Annotated in this window: 1 protein-coding gene; it reads right to left on the reverse strand. The window is 46.7% G+C overall.

Annotated elements, in window-relative coordinates; genetic code table 11:
- Nucleotides 1-718: DUF4158 domain-containing protein (locus R8O10_RS25050; RefSeq protein WP_318191933.1), on the reverse strand; the 718-nt coding region annotated here is incomplete at both ends.

Consider the following 718-nt stretch of genomic DNA (forward strand, 5'->3'; position numbering starts at 1 on the left):
TGGTAAATGAACCCATCAGTTAACCGTTCCAGTGCCAGTTGTATCCGCTCTGTCAGGTGACATAGCAACCATAGATGCTGCTGTGCGCGTTTGAATCGTTTGAGTTTACTACCGTAATAGTTGATGAGCTCACCGAAGTGTTGTCGATTTTTAAGAGACAGATTAAGCCCATCGATAACGCCATTGATTTGCGTGCGCCATGGCGCTAACTGATGATAAAGGGCAAGCTCTTTTTTAAGTTCAGGTACGGTCAGACTTTTTGCACCGCCTCTGAGCTGGTTCAGGCTTAGTCCGTCATCAATGGCTGTTATGCTGTCCAGAAAGACGTGAAGTTCAGGACTGGTGAGTTGATTAAGTTGGTGCGCCAGGTCTTTTCTGACCTGCTGCATCGCTCTGCTTATCAGTCTCTTGAGTACGGTGTACCTAGGGATAGCAATGCTGTGACTGGTTAGGAATTCAATAGCAGTATCAAAGAGGTAACGCGGCTCCAGCCAGGCATTGCCCACCTGAACAAGGTGGTCGAAAAGAGAATTGAAGTGCTGACTTTCGTCCCATTTGTGATAACCAGCAAGGTCTAATACTTTTGCGTAGAGTCGATCTTTTTGTTTTTGTGAGGGAGTGAATGGTCTGAGCCCCTTGCCGCCAAGCAGCTCTTTACTGATGAACATTAAATCCTTAGAAACCTGCGAGTAAGCGATATCTAGGATGACGGGCTTTG

It is taken from the genome of Vibrio sp. 1727, from assembly GCF_033344415.1.
Taxonomy (GTDB): domain Bacteria; phylum Pseudomonadota; class Gammaproteobacteria; order Enterobacterales; family Vibrionaceae; genus Vibrio; species Vibrio alginolyticus.